This window comes from Pseudomonas soli (genome assembly GCF_021283165.2).
In the GTDB taxonomy this organism is placed as follows: Bacteria; Pseudomonadota; Gammaproteobacteria; order Pseudomonadales; family Pseudomonadaceae; genus Aquipseudomonas; species Aquipseudomonas soli.
This window is the reverse complement of sequence record NZ_CP128543.1, coordinates 669,883-690,635: the sequence shown is the minus strand read 5'-3', so window position 1 is coordinate 690,635 and position 20,753 is coordinate 669,883. Positions and strand designations below refer to the sequence as shown.

Genomic DNA, 20,753 nt, shown 5'->3' with positions numbered 1-20,753 from the left:
GAGTCGCTGTCGGTAACGGTGGCATTGCCGCCGCTGTCGAGCAGCACCGAGCCAGCGCCTTGGGTGAAGGTCTGGCTGTCGCCGTTGAGGTTGGCGATCACCGGCGCGGCGTTGAGTGGCTGGACCACCACCGAAGCGGTGCGGGTGGTGCTGCCCATGTCGTCATTGACGCTGACCGTCACGCTGCGGGTGCCGCTGGTGTATGCCCCGGTGCTGTTGCCGTAGGCCACCACGGCGAGGATCGAGCGGTACTGGGCCAGGGTGGCCACACCGCTGAGCGACAGCACCGTGGTGCCGGAGCCGCTGATGGTGATGCCGTGCTGGCCGCGGTGGCGATCTGCCCGGCGCTGAGCGACAGGGTTTCGTTGCCGCCGTCGAGCACGCCACCGAGGGTCAAGGTCGCGCCGCTGACCTGGGTGTCGCCGTCGGTCTGAGTGAGGCTGATATTCGGCACGATGGCCACCGGCGTGCCGGCGAAGTTGACCGTGCTGTCGTTGCCGCCGGTGCCGGTGTCCAGGTCGACCACCGGCGGCGCCGAATACAGCACCTCGTAGGCGCCGATATCAACGCCACCGCCACGGGGCCGGTCGAAGCCGCGCAGGTCGGTGAGCGGTGCGCCGGCGAGGGTGCCCTGGTCGATGGCGTTGCTGGCGGTGCTGGCCAAGCGGTAGTCACCGGTGGCGGTGTTGACGAAGTTGACCGCGGTACCGATCAAGTTGGTGGTGCTGGTGTAGCCGCCGCCAACGCCACCATTGGTGGCCGCATCGAGCTGGGTGCCGTTCACGGTATTGCCGGTGAGAATGCTGTTCTGCACCGTCACCGTGCCGGCCTGGCCGCTGACCCAGCCGAGGCCGCCCGAGGTGATGCTACCGGTACTGGTGTTGAGGAACACGTTGTTGGCGATGGTGCTGTTGGTGATGCGCACCGTGCCGCCGCTGTTGCTCAGCACGATGATCGAGCCGGCCGCCACCGTGCCGGTGGCGCCGTAGGTGCCGGTGTTGTTGTAGATGGCGACGTTTTCCAGCACGTGGTTGTTGGCGCCGCCCAGGCGCACGAGCGTCGACATGGCGGTGCCGCCGACAATGCTGGCGCTGTTGTCGTGGATCGTGGTGTTGCGCACCACCACGGTGGATCCTGCGGTGGTCGCCGAGTTGATCACCGTGCCGGCGTTGCTCTCGAAGTTGGAGTCCTCGACGGTGATCGAGCCGCCGTTGGCGCGGATCGCGCCGCCAGCAATGTTGCTGGAGAAATGGCGGAAATCCAGGTTGCGCACGGTCAGCACGCCCCCGCCGTTGCTTTGCAGGCCCGAGGCTTCGAGGGTATCGCGGGTACCGTTGTTGTTGACGTCACCGCTCAAGATGATGTCGCCCTTGCCGTCGCCGTCGACATCACCGTTGATAGTGATGTTGCTGGTCACCGCCAGTGCCGTGGCCGAGGACCAGCGGATGGTCTGCCCTTTCAGGTTCTGGTGGAACACGATGATGTCGCTGCCGCTGCCTGCGGCCGAGCCGTCCACCGAGGTGTCGGTGTTCGCGGCCTGGATGGCCTCGGCCAGGGACACCTGGCCATCGTTGGTGATGGCCGACGCATCGGTGGTGGTGACGGTGATGGTCGCAAGCGAAGTGTTGAAAGCCGACAGGTTGCCACGCTGCACGCCGACGTCCGTGGCAACCACCCCGGAGACGGTCTCCAGCGCCCAGTCCTCGCCGGCGCGGTTACCGGTGGCGTCGGACGAAGCGCCTACATCCGCACCGCTGAGCCGCGCCACTTCGTTGACGAACAGCTGGCCGTCGCTGCCGGCCCCGGTGTTGCAGGCAAAGAACCGGATGTCACCGCCCGGCGCCAGGCTGTTGCCAATACGCGCAAGGTCCGCGCCGTGGCTGGCCAGCTGGTTGGCCCAGATGGCGTTGCCGGCCAGGTAGACATAGCCCTTGTCACCGTGGCTGATGATATCGATCGAGGTCACGTCGTTGCGGCCATCGAGGTAATCGGCGATCTGCTTGAAACCATCCTTGCCGTTCTCCAGCACCACCACTTCGACCCCGGCGGGCAGGCCGGCAATGAGCTTCTGGTAGTCGCTGACGGCGGAGTCGACGAATACTACTTCGTGGTTGCCCGAAGCTGCCGTGACCGGCGCGGTGGCGGGCGCCGCCTCGTGGACGGGCTCGTGGGTGGCGCTGTCGCGGGTGCTGGCCGCATCGCTCGCGGCGCTGGTGTCCTTGGCCACGCTGGCGGCTGCGACTGCTTCGACCGCCTGGGCGCCCTGGTCGGCGACCACGCCCACCGAGGCGTCGAACATCATGCGCGGCTCCAGGGCCTGGATGAGGCTCGGGCGGCTCGTGGAAACGTTGGGTGTGTGGGTGTCCTTGCCGCGTTTCCAGAATGCCATGATGCCCTCGCTCAGCCCTGGGGCTGGTTGTGCGTGCCGCCCTTACGGGTGAGGACGGCCTGTCCTTGTTGGAAAATCCTGAACGGACGACGGGGCGCCGATGTGCGCCCCGCAGCCCTGCTTGTTGCCTATCCGGCCTCAGTTGCGGGACGGGAACAGCCCTTCCACTGCAATGATGAAGTTGATACCCAGGTAGGGGTTTCGGATCGAGAAGGGCTGGCTTTGCCCCGTGGTCGCACCGGTGCTGGCCGGAATGGTGAGGTTGAACGGTTTGAGCGTCGTGTCGCTGGCGGTCGAGGCATAGATGTCGATCGCAGCACCGGAGCCCGTGGTGTCCTTGGGCTTGGCCAGCACGCCACTGGTCGAAGGTGCGGGCAGGTCAGCATCGCCTTCCGCTGCGGGGATGGCGACCGACACCGTGCTGGCCGGGATGATCACGGGTTGCGAGGCCATGTTCAGTGACGTCAGGCTGGCCGTTGGGGCACCTGCCACCTCCCCTAGCACGACATTCGGCAACCCCGGCCCCGTCCCTTGCTGGATAGGCGCCCGGCCACGCAGGTCAGGCAGTGCGAAAGTGGTCTGGCCATTGCCACCGTAGGTCGTCCCGAGAATCGAGAACAACGCGGTGTTCTGGGCGATGCTCAGAAGCTGACCTTGGCAGAAGGCCCAGCCCCGAGGGGCGAAGTTGCCTGCGAACAAGGTGATCTGACCGAGGAACGGCTCACTCATTTGCTGCTCTCCTATGACAACACTGCGAAGACGGGCCCCATGGCCCGCCGGACATGACGCGTGTGGCGGACGCCCTCAGAGCGGCCGGTCTACGTGAAAAATCGCTTCCAGCACCGGGCGCCCATCGTCATCGGGGCTCACCGGGGTCATCAACAGCAGCCAACCTTGCTCGCCTGGCGGCGACAGGCGGAACACCGCCTGCGGCAGCTCGGTGCCGGCCGGCAGGGCGAATTCCGCCGCATAACGCTGGTGACGCGGCGACATGGCCGGTCCTTCGGTCACGGCCAGCAGTTGCGCCTGGAGCGCCTGTTCGTCGCTGATCCACAGCTGGAAATGGCTGCCGGTGGCCTGTTGCAGTGCGTCGAACGTGGGCATGGCATGCATGGGTCTGGTCCTTCAGGCGCGTATGGCAGTGGTGAGCGCCGCTCGGCGCATCTTCAGGGACAGGCCGGTCTCGCCGACCACCTCGAACCCGCAGCGCTGGTAAAGCCGCAAGGCCGGGTTATGAGGGGTGACATGCAGGCCGGCGCTGAGGCCGTCGGCATCGGCGTGTGCCAGCCACTGCCCGAGTAACCGGCTGCCGATGCCGCGCCCGCACCAGACGGGCAGCAGGGCCATGTCGATGAACTGCACGTGGCTGTCGGTCCAGTGCAGGTAGACGCGGCCAATGGGCTCGCCCGCCACTTCGATGATGAAGAAGTCGGCGTCGGCGAACTGGGCCTGGTAATAGTCGTGCTGGGCTTGGAACTGCTGGTCGAGGAACACATTGATGGCGGCCTGGGGCCACGGCAGCAGGGCCATTTCGGCGGCACGAGTGGTGCCGTAGAGGGTGCGCAGGAACGCCCGGTCGACGTCCACGATGGGACGGAGGCTCACCTCGGAAATGGACATCGGGTATGGCTTCCCTGCATAAGGTTACCCCATGGTGAGGGGCGCACATCCAAGTGAATTGTCCTACACAATCTGCAGCAGCGTAGCCGAAGATCAAGGCAAATAGCCACTACCCGAACAGGGTCTTTTCAACTTTTTTCTCAAACACCCGTTCGAGGTAGTTTGACGCCATTTCCTAGACGTTTCGCAACCGTATGGATTCCAACGCGTTGTAAGGCGCCTGGGCCCAACGGATGACCGCAGCCCGTATTTCGTCGTCGGCCTCCTCGCGCTTGCGCTGGCTGTCGGCGCTGAAGTTCATGGCCGGCTGCTTGGCGTCGAAGGCCGCGACGGCGCGCAGGTCAGCCACATCGCCTGGCTGGATGCCGAACAGTGGCCCGAGGCGTCCCCAGACGGCGTCGGGCAATTCGCTGTAGTTCACCGCGATGGCACCGTGGCGTTCGCACAACGCTAGGCCAGCCGTGAGGATTTCGCCAATCATCCGGCAGGTGTATTCCACCGTGTCCATGGCTTGGGGGGCGGACAGCAAGTTGTCCAGGCCCGAAGCGCCGAGTAGCCCCGGCACCCGGTGCATGCCCGCCTGGCGCAGTTGCGAGACGACGATTTCCAGCGGGTCACGATAGAGAAACACCCGAGGCACGTCGGGATACAGCGCCGTCAGCAATGATGCGTCGAAGATGTTCCAGGCATCGAGCTTGATCAGCAACTGGCGCTCGTCGCCCCGACGACGCTGACCGTAGGCCGAGCAAAGCGCCCGCAATGCATCGGCCTGCCAGGCGGCGGCGGACGGGTCCTGGCGCGCGGCACGCAACAGGTTGTCCAATGGCGGCGGCTCGGACAGCACGATATTTCGCGCTTGGCTGGCCAGCAATTGGGCGATCAGCGTCGAACCACAGCGTGAAGCGTGAAACACCAAGGCCGAGGGCGTCAGCCCCGGGCTACGGGCGTGCCAATCGAGCAAAGCTGAGACATCGGTGTCGCGGCGCATAGCCTGGTTGAACGGCAGGCGTAACGCCTGGTCGACGTCATCGCGGAAAAACGGGCGGGTCAGGCGCTGTTCGCCGAACCAGCACCAGTCCACCCGCCATCCGGCGTCGCCTTGCCAGAGGCGGATGGGCAGCCAGCCGTGAAAATCCATCGGGGTATTCACACTCGCCATTGATCGCTCCATGCCTGCTTGCCCCGGCGCATCGCGCCCAGGACCTCTGCCTCGGAAAACGCCAGCCCTAGCTCGGCACCAAGGCGCACCGCCTCGGCCACGAAGGCCCGAGGATCCTCCAACGCCTGTAGTTGCGCAGCCAATGCCGGCGCCTCACTCACCTGCTGGCGAAACCGTTCGAATGCCTGCCCGGCCCTGCCGGGTTGCAATGCCGGCGTCTGCGCCAGGCCTTCGTCGATCAGCGCCAGCAGCCAAGGGTCGGCCGCGCAGTCAAGTACCAGGTGGATACGCTCACCGGGCCCGGGGTTGTTGACCCGGTGGGGGCGCGACAGGTCGATGAACCAGCACTCGCCTGGGCGCATCGGCACTTGCAGGCCATCCACAAGAAACTCCACGCCCGGGGGGCTCAGCAGCGGTATATGCAAACGCAGGCAGCCGCCTGGGCGCCCGAGGTCAGGGTCACGGTGCTCGTGGATCCGCGCCCCCGCCCCCAGGCGAAGCAGGCGGGCGGCGCGCAGCGATGCCTGGAAGGGTGCAAGGGCTTGCTGCCAGGCCGGCTCGCCTTGCCACCAGGCCAGGCTTGACGGCGAGCCTGTGCCTGGGGCCAGCGGCAACGGCGCGTCCTCGGCGGCGACCAGCGCCACACCGCTCCAATCACCTTCGTGGTAGCCCCGGTTGAAATGCGCCTGCCAGGCATGAGTGTCCAGCCGGGTCAGGGCCTGCTGCAACGCGGGCAGGTTCGTGGGCAAGGTAAGGCGGGAACACAGTGGCAGAGCGGTCTCGGTCATGCGGGCTCCTTGCGTCGGCATTGTCTTGAACGGCATTCCTGGCGATGGATCGCGTAATTACGACGGGAGCCTGGCGGGAAAGGCCGCCTAAAACCCACTCTCACGAACCCCCAACGCCGCCAACCGTCGCCAGGCGGCCCCCAGCAACGACTCGCGCGCGCCCTCCAGTACCACCAGCCCACGCAACGGCTGCGCCACATCGGGCACTTCGCCCAGCGGGCTCAAATGTACGCCGTACTGGGCCTGCACCGGCTCCGCACGCTGCTGGCCATCACGTCGCACGGCTACCGGGCCATGACGGTCGGAGGCCAGCGCTTCGAGCTCCAGCACGGCAACACCGGTGACATCCACCTGCTCCACGCGCACCGGCAATGCCGGGCGCGCCGGGTCATCGGCGATGAAGCGCCCTTCGCTGCCGGCCGCCACCCGCCACAGGTCGGCCTCGGCCAGGTAGCCGCGCAAACGCAACCCTGGCTCGACCAGCCGGCCCAAGGTCTGTGCCGGACTGACCCATTGCCCCGCTGCCAGGCCGGCCGGCAGGTCACGCAACACACCGTCGCGGGGCGCGCGCAGTTGCAAACGCTCACGCTGGGCGGCCAGGCCGCGGTACTCGGCCACGGCTTCGGCCAGTTGCTGCTCGAGCACGCCAACGTCCGCCGCCGTCTCGCTGCGCCCGGCCTGACGGCGCAATAGCAGCTGCAGGATATCGATCTCGCGGCGCACGATGGACTGGCGCGACGTCAGGTCAGGCGACTCCAGTTCCACCAGCAGCTCGCCCTGGCGAACCGCCTGCCCTTCGCCCACCGGCAAGCTTTTCACCCGTGCCGCCACCGGCGCATGCAGGGCGCTGACGCGGGACGCCTCGAGCATCGCCGGCACGTCCACCGCGCCACGCCAGGGCAGCACCAGCACGGCCAGCAACAACGCCAGCGCGGCCGCCACCCGCAGCGTCTTGCCCGGCGCCGCCTGGCCACGGTGCAGCCACCATTGCCGCAACTCCTTGTACACCGGCAAACCGATGAACCAGGCCAGCTCCACCAGCATCAGGAAGATGCCCAGCACCTTGAAGAACAGGTGATATACCGCCAGGGCAATACCGAAGAACAGCACCGCGCGCCACAGCCAGGCGCCATAGCCCCACACCAGCAAACGACGGCGCATGGTCGGCGACCAGGCTTCCGGGGCCGGCTCGCCATAGCCGAACAGCGCCTCGCGCAGTCGCCAGCGACACAGGGCAAAGGCGCGGTTCTGCAGGTTCTCGACCCGCCACAGGTCGCTGATCAGGAAGTAGCCGTCAAAACGCATGAAGGGGTTGAGGTTGACCAGCAAGGTGGTGATCCAGGTGGCGCTGGCCAGCATGAACGCCGCCGTGCGCGCGGGGCCGTCAGGCAGCAGCGACCAGGCCAGCAGCGCCAGCACCGCCAGCAGCAGCTCGGCGAACACCCCACCGGCATCGATCAGCAGCCGCGCACGGCGGTCGCTGACGCGCCAGGCATCACTGACATCGGTGTAGAACATCGGCAACAGCACCATGAACGCCAAGCCCATGCTCTGCACTCGGCACCCGGCTCGCTTGGCCATGAAGGCGTGGCCGAACTCATGGCAGAGCTTGGCGAACCCCAGCGCCACGCCAAAGGCGAGGATGCCGCCGAGGCTGAACAGGTGCGGGAACGTGGCGATGAAGCGCGACCAGTCGCGAATCACCAGGAACACACCCAACGCCAGCACCAACGGCAGGGCGTAGCGCAAGATCCAGCCGCCATGGCGTTCAAGCACCGGCCATGCGCGGTTGAGGAAGGCATCCGGGCGCCACAGCGGAATCCGGAAGAACAGGTACTGGTGCAGCACACGGGTCCACAGGCTCTGCCGGGTGGCGGCGGCCTTGGTCGCATAGCTTTCGCGCTGGCGGGCATCTTCGGCGCCGATCAGGTCGTGCTGGCCGAGAAACAGCAAGAGCTCTTCCAATGCCTGCTCGTCGACTGCCAGGCCAGGCTCGGCATTGGCGGCAGCCAGCACACGTTGCGGGTCACCCAGGCGCCAGTGCTGCAGCAGCCGCACGGCGCCACCGCCCAGCTTGAAGTAACGCCCGCGCAGCGGGTCGGCCAGGGTCCACTGCGGCGCGCCGTCATGCCCGGCCGCCGCCGGCGAAAGTTGCAGGTCGGCGCGCAGCGCTGGCAGGGTCACAGCCCCAGCCCCTGACGCAACGCAGCCAGCGGGCGACGCAGCAGGTAGTAGACCAGCGGTGCGCGCTCGCCATACACCTTGGCGGTACCGCGCAAGCCGATGCGCGGCGGAGCCTCGTCGAAACCGGCGTCCAGCCGATAGGCCAGTTGCCCGGCGGCGGTGGCCTGGGCCTCGTAGGCCGCGCGCTCCAGGCGGGCGCCATGGCGGTGCAGCGGGTCGCTGTCGAGGAACAACGCCACTTCGGCACCAGGCTGCAAGGCGATGGCATCGCCCACCGGCAGTTCCAGGCGCAGTTCGGCCTGCTGCGGATCGGCCAGTTGCATCAGCCGCTCGCCGGTCTGCACGGGCTTGCCGGTCCAGCGCTCGGCATCGGCGAACACCGCGATCCCCGCACGCTCAGCGCGAATTTCGCTGCGGCCGAGGAGCTGGCGGGCGTAGTCGAGTTCGGCGCGTTTCTGTTCCACACGGGCGGCCAGCAGGTCGAGGCGGGCATTGGATTCGGCATCGCTGAAGGCACGCTGGGTGCTGGCCTTGAGCTCGGCCTCGGCGACCCCGAGGGCGCGCTCGGCGACATCGACCTGGGCCTTGAGGGTGGTGGCGTCGAAGCGCACCAGCAGGTCACCGACAGCGACCGTCTGATTGGGCTTGACCAGGAACTCAGCGATCACACCGTCCAGCGGCGCGGCAACCACCCGCCCCGCCCGCGGCACGACCTCGGCCGGAGCCAGCACCGACTGGCGCACCGGCACCAGCAGCACCAGCAACGACATCCCCAAGGCCACCAGCAGGCGCCGCCGTGGCCAACGCAATCGCCAGGGTTTTGCCGGGCCCAAAGCCAGCCAGGCGTGGGCGTAAGTCTCCCCCAACTGATCGAGCAGGGCTTGCTCGGCGGGGTTGAACGCCTGGTCGCGGGCCAGCCACAGCCCACCGAACACTTTGCCCTGGCGATCGAGCAAGGGCAGCCAGAATGCGTGGGCGGCGGATAACGAGCGCCAGTCTGCCTGGGCCTGGGAGTCCAGCATCGTCGGCTCCACGGCCCCGGCCTGGGCCGCGACGCCGGCAGCCTGTAGCGTGTGAGCGGCACGTTCGACAAACGCCACGAACGGCGCATGGGCCTCGACCACACTGATGCCGGTCAGTGCCCGAACCTTGCCGGCGATCAGCAGGGCGGCATGGCGAAAACCGAACAGTGTCTGGCCATCGTTGACCATGTTGTAGGCCAGTTGCTCGGGACCAGCCGCCTGGCGGGCCTGGCGCTGCAGGCCGAGAAACAGTGCGAAGGCATGCTCGGCCACACCCGTGGCGGCGGCCGTCATGGTTGTGCGGCGAAGTGGGCGGTGCCGCTCATGCCGGCCAGCAGCCCCTGGCTGTCGCGGGGCAGTTCGCCGATCAGCAGCAAGGTCTGGCTGCCCTCGTCGATCCGGGCGCCGACGCGCTTGACCTGTGCTTGCAGCGGCTTGCCGGTTTCATCGGGAACGAACTCGAACGGCTGGCCTTGCTTGAGCTGCCCCAGCCACCGCGAGGGCACCAGCAGGTGGATCTCCAGCGAGCGGTTGTCCACCACCTCGAGCAGCGGCGAGCCACTGGCGACGCTTTCATGGGGCTGGGCCCGGCGCTGCACCACCCGGCCATCGAACGGCGCGCTGACCACGCAGCGCCTGACCTGCACCTGGTACACCTGTGCCTCGGCCTGGGCCTGGGCCTGCTTGGCCTCGGCCAACGACACCTCGAACTGACCGACCGACTTCAACGCGGCCAGTTGGCGGTTGTGGTTGAGCTCTTCACGGGCAGCACGCACGGCAGCCTGGGCGGCGTTGAGCTGGGCTTGGTAAGCGCTGCAATCGAAGCGCGCCAGGATGCTGCCCTGCTTGAAATCCTGGCCATCGGCATAGGGCATCTCGATGATGCGCCCAGCCAGTTCACTGGACAACACGGCCTGGTCGCGGGCCCGCAGTACACCACGGGGGTTCTGCCCGGCGCTGGACGCCACGGGTGCATCGAGCAAAGGGTCGGCGGGAGGGTCGCCGGCGTACGCCTGTGGCAGGTACAACAGACCCAGGGTCAAAGCCAGACGGAAACCGCGAAGCATGTTGCGCACTCCCTTGCGAGCTGATGGCAGGAGTGTAAGACAAAAGATGATGGCACGGATATATCACGCCGATGAAGATCCAGATGGCTCACAGTGCGCAAGGAGCAGGCCTAGGAGCCCGCTCCCACAGAACCCGCGCAGGCTACAGAGTCAGGTTCAGCCAGGCGACCGCGCGGCCACCGCCCGACGCCCATGCCCTCGGGTGGTGATGATGCCGAGGAACGAGATCATGATCGCCAGGCTCAAGGTGGCGCTGACCTCGGCGCGGTGTTCCTCGGTAAACATCATCACGGCCAGTGCGCCGCCGATGAACAGGATCACCGCCCAGGTCAGCCAGGGGAACAACCACATGCGGAACTTGAGGTTGGCGTTCTCGCGCTCCAGCCGCCCACGCATGCGCAGTTGCGAAATGGCGATTACCAGGTACACCAGCAGCGCGATAGCGCCGGAGCTGGCCAGCAGGAACTCGAACACGCCCTTGGGCGCGAAGTAGTTGAGGATGGCGATGGCCGCGCCGATCAGGGTGCTGCCGAACACCGCCGCACGCGGCACGCCAACCCGTGAAGTGTTCTTCAGCAGCGCCGGCGCATCGCCGCGCTTGGCCAGCGAGTACATCATCCGCGAGGCGATGTAGATCGACGAGTTCATGCAACTGGTCACCGCGATCAGCACCACAAAGTCCACCATCAGCGCGGCATTGGGGATATTCATGATTTCCAGCGCGCGCTGGTAGGAGCCCACCACCGCCAGCTGCGGGTCGTTCCAGGGCACCACCGAGATGATCACGAAGATTGACAGGATATAGAACGTACTGATGCGCCAGATCACCGAACGGGTGGCCTTGGCGATGTTGCGCGCCGGATCGCTGGACTCGGAGGCGGCGATGGTCACCGCCTCGGTGCCGATGAAACTGAACATCACGGTGATGAAGGCACCGACCACCGCCGACCAGCCCTTGGGGGCGAAGCCGCCATGCTCGTCGACCAGCGTGCTCAACCCGCTGACCTCGCGCTCCGGCAACCAGCCTGCCAGTGCGGCAAAACCCAGGCCGATGAAGCCGAGAATCGCGGTGACCTTGAGAATGGCGAACCAGAATTCGAACTCTCCGTACTTGGCCACGCTGAACAGGTTGGTGCAGGCCAGCAACAGCACCGAGGCCAGGGCGAAGATCCAGCTGTCTACCTGGGGGAACCAGGCGTTGAGCACATGCCCCGCGGCCAGCGCCTCGATGGGAATCACCAGCACCCAGAACCACCAGTACAGCCAGCCGATGGTGTAGCCGGCCCAACGGCCGATGGCCTGGTCGGCATAGGTGGAGAACGAGCCGGTGTCGGGGTGGGCCACGGCCATTTCGCCGAGCATGCGCATGACCAGCACCACCAGGGTACCGGCCACGAAATAGGACAGAATGGTGGCGGGCCCGGCAGCCGCGATGGCATGCCCGGAGCCGACGAAAAGTCCCGCGCCGATGATGCCGGCGATGGACAGCATCGTTACGTGACGTGGCTTGAAACCTTGAGCAAGGTTGCCATCAGTTCCCACGGTGTTCATTGGTCTTGTTCTCTTTTTACTGACACAAGGAAGGGACGGGCAGGCGTAGGCGAAACGGTCTCCTCGGCTAAGGGCGGAGTACGTTGCGCACGCTCTGTTACGGCCTTCTCATGCGCCCGGGGCAACGCACCATGGGGATGCGGGCTTCACTTTAAGCTGGGCGCGGCGCCAGCAAAATGCTCGAAAACGTCAGACAACTGTTCGATCACGACACCGCGTGCCCATGCACGTCAGTCAAGCCCCCGGACATGCCTGATTGCGTCAGTCGCGGTCACGCAGGTAATCCCGGTAGAAGTTCACCAACGCGAACACCACGACCACCGTGACGATCATCAGGCCGATCTGCAGGTTGCTCATGGCGTTCTCCAATTGGCGATACCAGGGAAAGAAGGGGTCGGCCGCACATCGGGACGCTTGGGTTGCGCAGGCACCACCATGGGACGACGTCCCCGGGCCAGGCGCTTGAGCGCCAGCACCATAAGCACGCCCAGCAACAGCATCGCCAGCACCAGCACGGCATAGGCCAGCCACCAGGGCACACCCGCGGTCATCATGCTGAACTCGGACATGCCGCCAATACTGGCGATCAGGTTCAGTGGCAGGAACACCACGTTGATCAGGGTCAGCTTGCGCAGGGTTTCGTTCATCGCGTTGTTGGCAAGGTTGCCGCGAGCGTCCATCAAGCCGGCGAACACCGTCGAGTAGATCTCGGCCTGCTTGTGGCACTGGTTGTTCTCGATGACCAGGTCGTCGATCAGCGCCAGCACCTCAGGGTTGAAATGGCGCTTCTCGCCATGGGCGCGCAAGCGCGAGAGCACCGCGCCATTGCTGTGGATGGCGTTGATGTAGTGGATCAGGCTCTCGCTGAGGTTGAACATCTGCATCAGGTGATGGTTCTCCAGCGATTGCTCGAAGCGCTGCTGCAGTTCGCGGGCGACCATCTTGATCACTTTCAGGTGCCCCAGGTAGTGGTGCAGGTTGTCCAGCAGGATGGCCAGCAGCACATCCATCGGATCGTGCAGCGCATAGCGCTGCCCGAGGCCGTCGAGCAGGGACGCGTCCGGGGCGATCAGCACCAGGTGGCCGTCGACCATCAGCATGCCAAACGAAGACACCTGGAAGGCGAAACTGTCGCCCCCGGTGTAGCTCTCCGGGCGTTTCCAGATCAGGAACAGGCCATCGCGGTGCAGTTCGAGGCGCGACACCTCGTCCGGGTCGAGTGCCGAAGCCAGGGCATGGGCGTCCAGGTGGAACCACGCCTGCAACAGTTCACGCTCGGCGCTGTCCGGTTCGACGAACAGCAGCACCTCGCAGTCGAGCCCCTTGCGCTTGCGCAACTGGCCATGGGTCAGGCTGTAGCTTTCGATCATGCCAGCACCTCGTTACCAGGCTTGCCCCCGGCGTTTCTGCTCCAGACGGCGGATGAACTCCTCAAGCACCAGGGTGTAGAGGTCGTCGTGCAGGTAGGCGTCCTCTATGCCGGCGTCGAGGTTGGGGTTGTCGTTGACCTCGATCACCACCACCCGGTCATCGACCTGCTTGAGGTCGACGCCGTACAGGCCATCGCCGATCAGGTTGGCTGCCTTCACCGCCAAGTCCACCACCGCCCGCGGCGCCTCGTGCACGGCCAGGGTGCGGCACTCGCCGTTGACCTCGTCGCGCTGAGCCTGGTGGTTGAAGATCTGCCAGTGGCCCTTGGACATGAAGTACTGGCAGGCAAAAATCGGCTTGCGGTTGAGCACGCCGATACGCCAGTCGTACTCGGTGTACAGGTATTCCTGGGCGAGCAGCAGTACCGAATGCTCGAACAGTTCGGCGGTGGCGGCCTGGAGTTCACCGGGGTCCTTGACCTTGATCACGCCTCGGGAGAAACAGCCGTCGGGAATCTTCAGCACCAGCGGAAAGCCCAGCCGCTCGCCGATGCCTTCCAGGGCCTGAGGGTTGTCGCGGTAGAGGATCTCGCTGGCCGGCATTGCCAGGCGATGGCTGCGCAACAGGTCGGTCAGGTAGACCTTGTTGGTGCAGCGCAGGATCGATGCCGGGTCGTCCATTACCACCAGCCCTTCGCTCTCGGCCTTCTTGGCGAAGCGGTAGGTGTGGTTGTCGACGCTGGTGGTCTCGCGGATCAGCAACGCGTCGTATTCGGCCAGGCGTGCGTAGTCCTTCTTGCCGATCAGCTCGACGTCGACCCCCAACTGGCGCCCGGCGCGGATGAAGTGTTCCAGTGCCTTGGGGTTGGAAGGCGGCAACGCTTCGTCAGGGTCATGGAGGATCGCCAGGTCGTAGCGCGCCACCCGCCGCGAGCGTGGCTGGCGCCAGATCCTGCGGCTGAAGCCATCCAGAGCGTTGGCAAACGGGTCCTGCTGGTCTTCACGCAACTTGTGCAGCGCACCAGCCTTGACCCCGGCGATATGCCAGGTACTGGTCTTGCGGAACTCCACCAGCAGGATCGGACACGGGAAACTTTCGAACAGCTGGCGGGCGATGTCCTGCAGCGGTTCCAGATCGGTACGGCCGAAATACAGGGTCAGGGTGAACCCTTCGGTTTCTCCGTAGGGGTGATTGGCCAAGGCACTCTCGAGGCTGCGCGCCATGTCGTCGAGGGCCAATCCGTATAACGACTTTCGGGTCAACTCACTGATACTTCTGACCGAGGGAATAACTTTATGCCCGCGCGCCTCGGCCAACAACGAGCAATAATAACCGTGACCTAGATACTTGTAATTACGGCATAGGTTAATCACTTGTACACGCTTGCCGCTGTCAGCCTCGCGCGGTTCTTCCAAGTACTCCTGGGCCGTCACGACGTCTTCGCTGGGCAGGTAGGAAGCCCAGTCTTCACGCCGCTCCACGATGATTACCAGCTGACTTGACTTGTTATCCAGGGTCAGAGGATAAATAACACCAGCCGTACTTGAGTGCGAACTTTTCCCGGGCCAGCCAGGCAAGGGTTCCTGAAACGATGACATTGTTGAAGCCCTGTGTTGGGTAGACACGGTTTCTATTAAGCACGAAGTTTTTCGGATGTCCCGTTTCATTACGCAACTTTTACGGCGGCCCTATGCACATCGAATTTCGCCTGGCAACTGTTGACGACCTGCCGGCCCTGCTGGCGCTGGAGAATCAGTGCTTTACCCTCGACCGGCTGACCCCGCGCAGCTTCCGCTGGATGCTGTCCCACGCCAACGCCAGCCTGCTGGTGGCGCAACGCGACGGCCAGCTGATGGGCTATGCGTTGCTGCTGTTCCACCGCGGCACCTCGCTGGCCCGGCTGTATTCCATCGCCATTGCCGAACAGGCGCGTGGCCATGGCCTTGGCGCGCGCCTGCTGGAACAGGCCGAACGCTGCGCCCTGGAACACGAGCGCGCCTACCTGCGTCTTGAGGTGCGCACCGACAACCCCAAGGCCATCGCCCTGTACGAACGCCATGGCTACCGACGCTTCGCCCAGGTCGACGACTATTACCAAGACCACACCAGCGCCCTGCGCTACGAAAAGCGCATCCTTCAGCACCCGACGGACGAAACGCGACCGGTCCCCTACTACGCTCAGACCACCGACTTCACCTGCGGCCCGGCCTGCCTGCTGATGGCCATGGCCGCGCTGCGATCGCAGCGCCCGCCAAGCCGCCGCGAGGAACTGCGCCTGTGGCGCGAAGCAACCACCGTGTTCATGACCTCCGGCCACGGCGGCTGCAGCCCCCACGGGCTGGCGCTGGCCGCATGGCGTCGGGGCTTTCGCGTGCGCCTGCTGCTCAATACCGAAGGGCCGCTGTTTCTCGATGGCGTGCGCCAGCCCGGCAAGAAGGAGGTCATGCGCCTGGTTCATGAGGACTTCTGCGCCGAATTGCAGGACAGCGACGTGGTGATCGCCCGGCAGGCCCCCGACCTGCGCCGGGTACTGGCCGAAGGCGGCCTGGCGCTGGTGCTGATCAGCAACTACCGGCTGACCGGCAGCAAGGCGCCACATTGGGTACTGGTCACCGCCTGCGACGACGACTTCGTCTACCTGCACGACCCCGACACCGACCACGCTCGTCACCGACAGGCTCTGGACTGCCAGCACCTGCCGGTCAGCCACCAGGAGTTCCAGCGCATGAGCCTGTTCGGCGGGCGCAAGTTGCGGGCGGCGGTGGTGGTGTACGCAACGGCGGCGTAAACGAAAAAAGCCCCGGCTGGCCGGGGCGGTGCTGCACAGGCGTCTGCCTACGCCCGACCGGCAACGCCGGTGGCAGCAGGAAATGTTTGCCGGTAAGTGCTTGATCAGCGCACCAGGCAAGGCCGCTTGTTATCGAAAGCCCACCCCGGGATCAGATACTGCATGGCCACGCTGTCATCCCGAGCCCCCAGCCCCATGTTGCGATAGCACTCATGGGCCTGGGCCAACTGGTCCTCGTCCAGCTCGACTCCGAGCCCTGGACGCTGCGGCACGCGCACATGACCATCAACGATGCGCAGCGGTTCGCGGGTCAGGCGCTGGCCGTCCTGCCAGATCCAGTGGGTGTCGATCGCGGTGATCTCGCCGGGCGCGGCCGCCGCCACCTGGGTGAACATCGCCAGCGAGATATCGAAGTGATTGTTCGAGTGCGAGCCCCAGGTCAGCCCCCAGTCATGGCACATCTGCGCCACCCGAACCGATCCCTGCAAGGTCCAGAAATGCGGGTCGGCCAAAGGGATGTCCACCGCCTGTGACTGGATCGCATGGCCCATCTGCCGCCAGTCGGTGGCGATCATGTTGGTGGCGGTGGGCAGCCCGGTGGCACGACGGAACTCAGCCATGACCTCACGCCCGGAATAGCCGTTCTCGGCTCCGCAAGGGTCTTCGGCATAGGCCAGCACGGCGTGCATGTCGCGGCACAAGGCGATGGCCTCCTTGAGTGACCAGGCGCCATTGGGGTCGAGGGTGATGCGTGCCTCGGGGAAGCGCTCGGCCAGCGCCGTGACCGCCTCCATCTCCTCCTCGCCGCGCAGCACGCCGCCCTTGAGCTTGAAGTCGTTGAAACCATAGCGGGCCTGGGCCGCCTCGGCCAGGCGCACCACTGCTTCCGGGGTCAGAGCCTGCTCATGGCGCAGCCGGAACCAGTTGTCGTCGGCATCGGCCTCGTTGCGATATGCAAGGTCGGTGCGACGACGATCACCGATGTAGAACAGATACCCCAGCATCTTGACCGCCTCGCGCTGTTGGCCCTCGCCCAACAGCGCGGCCATGGGCACGCCCAGGTACTGTCCGAGCAGGTCGAGCAGGGCCGACTCGATGGCAGTGACGGCGTGCACGGTGATGCGCAGGTCGAAGGTCTGCAACCCGCGCCCACCCGCATCACGGTTGGCAAAAGCCTGGCGCATGGCGTTGAGCACGCGCTGGTGGTGCCCGATGGGCTGGCCGACCACCAGGGCGCGGGCGTCCTCGAGGGTCTGGCGAATCTTCTCGCCGCCGGGCACCTCGCCCAGGCCGGTGTTGCCGGCACTGTCGCGCAATACCACGACGTTGCGGGTGAAGAACGGGCCATGGGCGCCACTGAGGTTGAGCAGCATGCTGTCGTGTCCGGCCACCGGGATCACGCGCAGCTCGGTGACCACTGGCGTGGCGAGGAGAGCCTGCGGGGTTGTCTGCATGTTCATGAAATCTCTCTCGGGGTCAGTTGGCCGAAGCGGCCTTGAGGTCAGGGGAAGCCACGCCCTTGGGGCGCATGCGTACGAAGAACACCGCGATGGCGGCCAGCACCGAGGTCACCGCCAGGCCGTACAGGCCGCCCTGGATCGATCCGGTCTGTTGCTCGAGCAAACCGAAGGTGGTCGGCGCGACGAAGCCGCCGAGGTTGCCCACCGAGTTGATCAGGGCGATCACCGCCGCGGCGATGCGTGCATCCAGGTAGCCCTGGGGGATCGGCCAGAACAGCGACGACGCGGACTTGAAACCGATGGCGGCGAAGCACACCGCGACGAAAGCGAACACCGGCCCGCCGGTGGTGGACATGAACATGCCGCAGGCGGCCACCAGCAATGCCGCGGCGACCCAGGCCTGCTGGAACCGCCAGCGCTTGGCGCAGGCGGCGAAGGCATACATGGCGATGATCGAGATCAACCAGGGAATCGAGTTGAAGAATCCGACCTGCAGGTCGCTCATCTCGCCCATGCGCTTGATGATGCTCGGCAGCCAGAAAGTGGCAGCGTAGATGGTCAGCTGGATGCAGAAGTAGATCAGGCAGAACAGCACAATCTGCCGGTCCTTGAGCAGGCGCCAGGCCGAGACCTTGGCCACGCCGCCGGCCTCGCGTTCGCGCTGCTCCAGGTCGATGGCGGCCACCAGCGCGTCTTGCTCTTCGCGGCTCAACCACTTGGCGTCGTGGGGTTTGGAGTCGAGCCAGAAGAACACGAAGAAGCACAGCATCACCGAGGCCATGCCCTCGATGAACAGCATCCATTGCCAGCCGTGCAGGCCCATGCCCTGGATCTGCATCAGCGCCCCGGCCAAAGGCCCGGAGATCAGCGAGGCGAAGGCCGAACCGCTGAGGAAGATGGCGATGGCCTTGCCACGCTCGGCGGCCGGCAGCCAGCGGGTGAAGTAGTAGATCACTCCGGGGAAGAAGCCGGCCTCGGCGACCCCGAGCAGAAACCGCAGCACGTAGAACTGGGTTTCGGTCTGCACGAAGGCCATGGCCGTGGCCACCAGCCCCCAGGTGAACATGATACGGGTCAGCCACAGGCGCGCGCCGACCCGCTGCAGGAGCATGTTCGACGGTACTTCGAACAGGGCATAGCCGATGAAGAACAGGCCGGCGCCGAAGCCATAGGCCGCCGCGCTGATGCCCAGGTCGCTCTCCAGGTGCGGGCGGACAAAGCCGATATTGACGCGGTCAAGGTAGTTGACGATGAACATGATGACGAACAGTGGCAGGACATGGCGCTTGACCTTGGCCACGGCGCTGGCGAGCGCGTGCGCAGACGGATCTGGGGTGTCGTTCATGGGGGGCTCCCACTCATTGTTTTTATTGGGGAATGGTGAAGGGCAGAGAGTTGTCTGACCTCCAGGTGCGAAGAAGCATATTCCCGAGGCAGTTGTACGACAACGGCAATTTTTCTTATAAATCGCAAAATACAAGCTATTTACTGGATAAAATCGGCAAAAAACTCACAAACCAGGACTCTGAGGCTAGCAATAAGCAGCCAATTTCCAGATCAAAAAAATCTTTGCACGCAACTTGTCATACAAGTAGATTGACGGTGTTCGTGCAGCCTCCATGGCAAAATCGCCAGGCAAGCCCACATCACCTGAGAACCTCTGATGTCCCGCGCCCACGACCTGGTCTCCCGCCTGACCCAGCAGATCCTCCTCGGTACCTACGCACCAGGCGACCGACTTCCCTCGGAAAATACCCTGGTGCGCGATCACGCCATCAGCCGCACCGTGGTCCGCGAGGCGCTGTCGAAACTCCAGGCCTCGGGCCTGGTGGAAACACGCCACGGTATCGGCACCTTCGTCATCGAACGCCAGGCCCAGTCCGGGCTGCGGGTGGCCCCGGAAAGCGCGGCCAGCGTGCGCGACCTGCTGGAGTTGCGCCTCGGCCTGGAGGGCCAGGCTGTCGCCCTCGCCGCCCTGCGCCGCGACGAGCGCCAGCTGGCGCAGATGCGCCAGGCGCTGGACGACTACCAGGACCTGGCCGCCGCCGGCGACAGCTGCATCGAAGCCGACCGGCGCTTTCACCTGCTGATCGCCGAGGCCACCGGGAACCTGTATTTCGGCGAGATGATGGCGCACCTGGGTAAGGCGCTGATCCCCCGCAATCGTATCGCCCAGGCCGAGCGTGCCGGAGCCAGGCTGGCCAGGCACGCGTACCTGGCGAACCTGGAACACGAGGCGATCCTCAATGCCATCCGCCGGCAAGACCCGGACGCGGCGCGGGCAGCCATGTGCCTGCATCTGTCCAACAGCCGGGATCGACTGGTGCCGGACTGACGCCAGGCACCTAAGGGGGTACAAACCCTTACAACTTTTCATCCACGCTACGGTTAACGTTCACCTTCACTACACGGACAGGTATGGACGCCATGGCAATCATCCTCGACGACCCCGCGCTCGCGCAGGTCGAGCGCTACCACGACAACCCGCATCTGCGCGCCGAACTCAACGCCCTCACCCACCAGACCTATGGCTTCGACTTCGAAGCCTGGTACCAGGCCGGTTTCTGGCAGGCCGACAACCAGCCGTGCTCACTGGTTCGCGACGGAAAGATGCTGGCCAACGCCTCGGCCAACCTGCTCGACTTCACCCTCGGTGGCCAACATCTGCGCTGCGTTCAGATCGGCACGGTGATGACTGCGCCCGAAGCACGAGGCCGTGGCTACAGCCGTTATCTGATGGAAGTGCTGGTGGAGCGCTGGGCAGGCCAATGCGACCTGCTGTACCTGTTCGCCAACAGCACCGTAGTCGATCTCTATCCCAAGTTCGGTTTTCGCCGAGTGGTCGAACACGAGTACTACCAACCCTGGGCTGCGCAGCCACGGGCCACGACCTTCCACCCGGTGAACATGGACGATGGCGAACAACGTCAACGCTTCATTGATGCTCTGGAAAAGAGTTGTCCACAGGCACGATTGAGCCTGGTGCCGAATGTGCCGCTGACGATGTTCTATTGCGATGGGCCATACCGGGAGGCGGTGTTGCATTCCTCAGTGCACGAGGCCTATGTGGTGATCGAACATGATGGCGAGCGGATGGTGCTGGTGGATGTGTTCTGCGAACGCGAACTGGTGCTGGCCGATGTGCTGGCTGAACTGGTCACGGCAACGACCCGGGAGGTTGTGTTGGGGTTTGCACCGCTACATAGCGATGGCTTCGCGTCCCGAGTTGTGGATAACGATGATGCGCTGTTCGTCTGGGGCGCGGCATCCACCAGTGTCGATGGGCAGACGCTGATGTTTCCATTGCTGTCCCATACCTGACTGGGTCCCCCGCCAAACAGCGCACCGTCTCTT

Annotated in this window: 17 protein-coding genes; 3 read left to right on the top strand and 14 right to left on the bottom strand. The window is 65.2% G+C overall.

The genetic code is table 11. From position 1 onward, the window contains the following. Positions 1-178: 178 nt before the first annotated feature. The 12 genes from LU688_RS03115 to LU688_RS03060 all read right to left on the bottom strand — a co-directional run bounded on the left by LU688_RS03115 (position 179) and on the right by LU688_RS03060 (position 14,749). Complete coding sequence (locus LU688_RS03115; protein ID WP_232888217.1) at positions 179-2,389, bottom strand: DUF4347 domain-containing protein; 2,211 nt, start codon at positions 2,387-2,389, stop codon at positions 179-181. A 138-nt stretch (positions 2,390-2,527) separates the two neighbouring features. Further along, positions 2,528-3,118, bottom strand: a complete 591-nt coding sequence (locus LU688_RS03110; RefSeq protein ID WP_028692046.1) for a phage tail protein — start codon at positions 3,116-3,118, stop codon at positions 2,528-2,530. 75 nt (positions 3,119-3,193) lie between these two features. Beyond that, complete coding sequence (locus LU688_RS03105; protein ID WP_094012599.1) at positions 3,194-3,502, bottom strand: DUF6916 family protein; 309 nt, start codon at positions 3,500-3,502, stop codon at positions 3,194-3,196. Between the two features lie 12 nt (positions 3,503-3,514). Further along, a complete protein-coding gene (locus tag LU688_RS03100) occupies positions 3,515-4,009 on the bottom strand; it encodes a GNAT family N-acetyltransferase (protein WP_094012598.1) in 495 nt (164 codons plus the stop codon). A 175-nt stretch (positions 4,010-4,184) separates the two neighbouring features. Then, a complete protein-coding gene (locus tag LU688_RS03095) occupies positions 4,185-5,168 on the bottom strand; it encodes a sulfotransferase family protein (protein WP_094012597.1) in 984 nt (327 codons plus the stop codon). Continuing rightward, complete coding sequence (locus LU688_RS03090) at positions 5,156-5,956, bottom strand: aspartyl/asparaginyl beta-hydroxylase domain-containing protein (protein ID WP_038707305.1); 801 nt, start codon at positions 5,954-5,956, stop codon at positions 5,156-5,158. The genes LU688_RS03095 and LU688_RS03090 overlap by 13 nt, the downstream gene beginning before the upstream one ends. Before the next feature lie 87 nt (positions 5,957-6,043). Next, complete coding sequence (locus LU688_RS03085; RefSeq protein WP_094012596.1) at positions 6,044-8,140, bottom strand: site-2 protease family protein; 2,097 nt, start codon at positions 8,138-8,140, stop codon at positions 6,044-6,046. Beyond that, positions 8,137-9,456 (bottom strand): efflux RND transporter periplasmic adaptor subunit, encoded by a 1,320-nt coding sequence (locus LU688_RS03080; RefSeq protein ID WP_094012595.1) that lies wholly within the window; start codon positions 9,454-9,456, stop codon positions 8,137-8,139. The genes LU688_RS03085 and LU688_RS03080 overlap by 4 nt, the downstream gene beginning before the upstream one ends. Beyond that, the gene (locus LU688_RS03075) at positions 9,453-10,229 is read right to left on the bottom strand and encodes an efflux RND transporter periplasmic adaptor subunit (RefSeq protein ID WP_038707302.1); all 777 of its coding nucleotides are present in this window, start codon (positions 10,227-10,229) and stop codon (positions 9,453-9,455) included. Before LU688_RS03075 ends, LU688_RS03080 begins: the two co-directional genes overlap by 4 nt. Positions 10,230-10,385: 156 nt before the next feature. Next, positions 10,386-11,780, bottom strand: a complete 1,395-nt coding sequence (gene gabP, locus LU688_RS03070; protein ID WP_094012594.1) for a GABA permease — start codon at positions 11,778-11,780, stop codon at positions 10,386-10,388. A gap of 353 nt (positions 11,781-12,133) precedes the next feature. After that, positions 12,134-13,150 (bottom strand): magnesium transporter CorA family protein, encoded by a 1,017-nt coding sequence (locus LU688_RS03065; RefSeq protein ID WP_160291380.1) that lies wholly within the window; start codon positions 13,148-13,150, stop codon positions 12,134-12,136. A 12-nt stretch (positions 13,151-13,162) separates the two neighbouring features. Then, positions 13,163-14,749 carry a RimK family ATP-grasp domain-containing protein gene (locus tag LU688_RS03060; protein WP_023629757.1) on the bottom strand — a complete coding sequence of 529 codons (1,587 nt, stop codon included), beginning with the start codon at positions 14,747-14,749 and terminating at the stop codon, positions 13,163-13,165. A gap of 92 nt (positions 14,750-14,841) precedes the next feature. Here LU688_RS03060 and LU688_RS03055 point away from each other — a divergent pair, with 92 nt between their 5' ends. Then, positions 14,842-15,939, top strand: a complete 1,098-nt coding sequence (locus LU688_RS03055; RefSeq protein ID WP_160291381.1) for a peptidase C39 family protein — start codon at positions 14,842-14,844, stop codon at positions 15,937-15,939. A gap of 104 nt (positions 15,940-16,043) precedes the next feature. Here LU688_RS03055 and gudD read toward each other — a convergent pair whose 3' ends face one another. After that, complete coding sequence (gudD, locus tag LU688_RS03050) at positions 16,044-17,399, bottom strand: glucarate dehydratase (RefSeq protein WP_038707300.1); 1,356 nt, start codon at positions 17,397-17,399, stop codon at positions 16,044-16,046. Between the two features lie 16 nt (positions 17,400-17,415). Then, positions 17,416-18,744 carry an MFS transporter gene (locus LU688_RS03045; protein WP_160290989.1) on the bottom strand — a complete coding sequence of 443 codons (1,329 nt, stop codon included), beginning with the start codon at positions 18,742-18,744 and terminating at the stop codon, positions 17,416-17,418. Between the two features lie 318 nt (positions 18,745-19,062). On the opposite strand from LU688_RS03045, the gene LU688_RS03040 reads away from it, so the two are divergent. Next, a complete protein-coding gene (locus LU688_RS03040) occupies positions 19,063-19,734 on the top strand; it encodes a FadR/GntR family transcriptional regulator (RefSeq protein ID WP_038707298.1) in 672 nt (223 codons plus the stop codon). Between the two features lie 92 nt (positions 19,735-19,826). Next, entirely contained in the window at positions 19,827-20,720 is an 894-nt protein-coding gene (locus tag LU688_RS03035) for a GNAT family N-acetyltransferase (RefSeq protein WP_160290988.1), read from the top strand. The last annotated feature ends 33 nt before the right edge of the window (positions 20,721-20,753 follow it).

Bases quoted from the DNA above. Each gene is read 5' to 3' on its own strand.
- LU688_RS03115 (WP_232888217.1), bottom strand. From the start codon at position 2,389: ATGGCATTCTGGAAACGCGGCAAGGACACCCACACACCCAACGTTTCC.
- LU688_RS03110 (WP_028692046.1), bottom strand. From the start codon at position 3,118: ATGAGTGAGCCGTTCCTCGGTCAGATCACCTTGTTCGCAGGCAACTTC.
- LU688_RS03105 (WP_094012599.1), bottom strand. From the start codon at position 3,502: ATGCATGCCATGCCCACGTTCGACGCACTGCAACAGGCCACCGGCAGC.
- LU688_RS03100 (WP_094012598.1), bottom strand. From the start codon at position 4,009: ATGTCCATTTCCGAGGTGAGCCTCCGTCCCATCGTGGACGTCGACCGG.
- LU688_RS03095 (WP_094012597.1), bottom strand. From the start codon at position 5,168: ATGGCGAGTGTGAATACCCCGATGGATTTTCACGGCTGGCTGCCCATC.
- LU688_RS03090 (WP_038707305.1), bottom strand. From the start codon at position 5,956: ATGACCGAGACCGCTCTGCCACTGTGTTCCCGCCTTACCTTGCCCACG.
- LU688_RS03080 (WP_094012595.1), bottom strand. From the start codon at position 9,456: ATGACGGCCGCCGCCACGGGTGTGGCCGAGCATGCCTTCGCACTGTTT.
- LU688_RS03075 (WP_038707302.1), bottom strand. From the start codon at position 10,229: ATGCTTCGCGGTTTCCGTCTGGCTTTGACCCTGGGTCTGTTGTACCTG.
- gabP (WP_094012594.1), bottom strand. From the start codon at position 11,780: ATGAACACCGTGGGAACTGATGGCAACCTTGCTCAAGGTTTCAAGCCA.
- LU688_RS03065 (WP_160291380.1), bottom strand. From the start codon at position 13,150: ATGATCGAAAGCTACAGCCTGACCCATGGCCAGTTGCGCAAGCGCAAG.
- LU688_RS03060 (WP_023629757.1), bottom strand. From the start codon at position 14,749: ATGTCATCGTTTCAGGAACCCTTGCCTGGCTGGCCCGGGAAAAGTTCG.
- LU688_RS03055 (WP_160291381.1), top strand. From the start codon at position 14,842: ATGCACATCGAATTTCGCCTGGCAACTGTTGACGACCTGCCGGCCCTG.
- gudD (WP_038707300.1), bottom strand. From the start codon at position 17,399: ATGAACATGCAGACAACCCCGCAGGCTCTCCTCGCCACGCCAGTGGTC.
- LU688_RS03045 (WP_160290989.1), bottom strand. From the start codon at position 18,744: ATGAACGACACCCCAGATCCGTCTGCGCACGCGCTCGCCAGCGCCGTG.
- LU688_RS03040 (WP_038707298.1), top strand. From the start codon at position 19,063: ATGTCCCGCGCCCACGACCTGGTCTCCCGCCTGACCCAGCAGATCCTC.
- LU688_RS03035 (WP_160290988.1), top strand. From the start codon at position 19,827: ATGGCAATCATCCTCGACGACCCCGCGCTCGCGCAGGTCGAGCGCTAC.